4 protein-coding genes are annotated in these 2,312 nt (G+C 62.7%); all 4 read left to right on the forward strand.

Annotated elements, in window-relative coordinates; translation table 11 throughout:
• Window positions 1-180 precede the first annotated feature (180 nt).
• A complete protein-coding gene (locus tag EOA28_RS32780; RefSeq protein ID WP_127252280.1) occupies window positions 181-771 on the forward strand; it encodes an amino acid synthesis family protein in 591 nt (196 codons plus the stop codon).
• Window positions 772-801: 30 nt separating this feature from the next.
• Window positions 802-1,260: a YbhB/YbcL family Raf kinase inhibitor-like protein gene (locus EOA28_RS32785; protein WP_127252279.1), complete on the forward strand. Its 459-nt coding sequence runs from the start codon at window positions 802-804 to the stop codon at window positions 1,258-1,260.
• A gap of 69 nt (window positions 1,261-1,329) precedes the next feature.
• Window positions 1,330-2,052: a class II aldolase/adducin family protein gene (locus EOA28_RS32790; protein ID WP_127386090.1), complete on the forward strand. Its 723-nt coding sequence runs from the start codon at window positions 1,330-1,332 to the stop codon at window positions 2,050-2,052.
• 114 nt (window positions 2,053-2,166) lie between these two features.
• A partial coding sequence (locus tag EOA28_RS32795; RefSeq protein WP_148671008.1) for a lycopene cyclase family protein occupies window positions 2,167-2,312 on the forward strand: 146 nt, incomplete at its 3' end.

Consider the following 2,312-nt stretch of genomic DNA (forward strand, 5'->3'; position numbering starts at 1 on the left):
GCGACTATGCGGCGAACCGCTCGCTTTCCAAGGGAAACATGTTCGCGGCGGCCGCGCTCGAAGCGGCGCGCTTCGACCCGCTGCGCCGTGTCTACTCATGGCCGCAATAGGGCTCGGGCGGACCGGTCAAAGAATTAATCGGGGCGCGCGAAAGATGCGCGCTCCCTTCAGGAGATAGAGATGAATTATTCCAGTGAAGTCGAGCGCGATTACGATGTCAGGGGATGGTACGCCTCGGTCCAGGAAAGCCGGCATGACGGCGGCACGCCTGGCGAGACCCTCGTCAAGGTCGCGACTGGGGTTGTCATACGCAATCCGTTCGCCGGAAAGTACGTCGCCGAATTGTCCGATCTGACCAATCCGAGTTCGGCTATCGGCCATGCGCTGGGCGAACGCGCCGTGGCGCTGCTCGGCAACAGGCCGGTCGAGAGCTATGGCAAGGGCGGTATCGCGGGCACGGCCGGCGAGCAGGAGCATGTGGTCGCCTGCATCACCACCGTGTTCGGCGATCCGCTGCGCCTGCAGGTCGGCGGCGGCAAAGCCTGGATCTCGTCGGTCAGCAAGGTCGCCGTTGCCGGCACCACCATCGATATTCCGCTTGCCCACAAGGACGAGCTCTACATCCGTTCCCACTACGACGCCGTGACTTTTTCGGTGCCGGACGCGCCGCGCCCGGACGAGCTCTTGATCTGCGTTGCGGTCGCATCGGGCCCGCGCGTGCATCAGCGCGTCGGGGGCAAATCCGTCGCCGACCTCAAGGCCGGCGTCTAGTTCGATCGAATTGCTGAAGGACGAGATTAAATGCCCCTGAACATCAAGGACCTCAAGATTACGTCGGCGGATTTCCAGCCGCTCGGAAGACTGCGCGACGAACACGCAGGCGACAAGGGCAACGTGCTGCCCAGGCTCAGCATCAGCGGGGTTCCTGCAGGAACAAAGGAACTGGCGCTGATCTGTCATGATCCGGACGCGCCCCTGGCCAATGGTTTCACGCATTGGGTCGTCTACGGCATCGATCCCTCGACCACCGATCTTTCGGACGCGCAGGAAAAGTTCCGCGTCGGACCCAACGGCGCAGGCGACAAGCAGTATTACGGGCCGCAGCCGCCCGCCGGCCATGGCGAGCATCACTACTACTTCTGGATCTATGCGCTCGACACGAAGGTCGAAGGCACCCCCACCAGGGAAGAGTTCCTGCAGAAATATGCCGGGAACATCATCGAGCAGAACCGGATCGTCGGTATCTACGAGAACAAGTGAAACCGTGGCGCGGGCGGCCGACAACAAGAATAAAAATGGCCGCCATCGCCGCGTAATGGGAGAATTGGAATGAAAGACAACAACCCCGTGCGCCAGAAGGTCTTCGAAGAACTGGTCACGGCGACGAAGATACTTCTGCACGAAGGCATCATGGACACGTTCGGGCATATCAGCGTCCGCGACCCCGAGGACCCCGAAAGCTTCTTTCTGGGTCAGAAGCTCGCGCCGAGCCTGATAACCGTGGACGACATCCAGCGTTTCAATCTCAGCGGCGAGACGTCGGATAACCGCCCCTCCTATCTGGAGCGCTATATTCATAGCGAAATCTACAAGGCGCGGCCGGACGTCCAGTGCGTGCTCCACACCCACTCGCCGGCCGTCTTGCCCTATTGCTTCGTCGACACGCCGCTGCGGCCGGTCACCCATATGGGGGCCTTCATCGGCGAGTCCGTCCCGGTCTACGAGATCCGCGACAAGCACGGCGACGAGACGGACCTCTTCGGCGGCAGCCCCGATGTCTGCGCGGATATTGCCGAAAGCCTCGGCGGCAGCACCGTGGTCCTCATGGCGCGTCACGGCGTCGTCAATGTCGGCAACTCCGTGCGCGAGGTCGTCTTCCGCGCCTTCTATCTCGAGCAGGAAGCGAAGGCGCTTACGGCCGGCCTGCAGATCGGCAAGATCAAGTATCTGTCGCCGGGCGAGATCAAGACGGCGGGAAAGCTCGTCGGCGCCCAGATCGACCGCGGGTGGAACCACTGGTCGCAGCGCCTGAGAGAGGCTGGCCTGCTCTAGTGCCGGCCGCCTTGTGGAATGACTAGGCGATCTCGGCCCGTGCCGGGATTTCCAGGCTCGGTTTCAACAGTTCACTGGCGCCCCGGGCGCCGGACGAAGGCAATGAAACGCATCATGCAGCACGCGCAAACTTATGATTACGTCATCGTTGGGGCCGGATCGGCCGGCTGCGTGCTCGCCAACCGGCTGAGCGCCGATCCGGGATGCTCGGTGCTGTTGCTCGAGGCCGGCGGCTGGGACCGCGACCCCATGATCCACAT

It is taken from the genome of Mesorhizobium sp. M2A.F.Ca.ET.067.02.1.1 (assembly GCF_004023285.1).
In the GTDB taxonomy this organism is placed as follows: Bacteria; Pseudomonadota; Alphaproteobacteria; order Rhizobiales; family Rhizobiaceae; genus Mesorhizobium.